Source organism: Monashia sp. HAY1-5C, from assembly GCF_056755255.1.
In genome coordinates this window covers 1-237 of sequence record NZ_JBPGXG010000746.1, presented here as the reverse complement: position 1 = coordinate 237, position 237 = coordinate 1, and the positions used below count along the sequence as shown (strand labels likewise).

The 237-nt window shown below is 67.9% G+C and carries 1 pseudogene; it reads left to right on the top strand.

The features are described 5' to 3' along the window. Positions 1 to 237 (top strand): annotated as a pseudogene (locus tag ACR9ZK_RS23400) (hypothetical protein); the annotation flags it as partial.

Here is a 237-nt window from a genome sequence, read left to right as displayed (position 1 = left end):
GACGGGTCTCTGGCCGTCGAGACGCACGTCGGAACGGGGCTGTTCGACTTCGGGCACCGCGACGGCGACGCCTCCGAGGCGCTGCTGCAGCACCCCCTGGGAGTCACCGAGCTGCCCGACGGCTCGGTCGCCGTCAGCGACACCTACAACCTGTCTCTTATACACATCTCCGAGCCCACGAGACGGAGCTACATCTGGGGTGGTGTGTTCTGTTTGGGAAGGGGGGGGGGGGGGGGG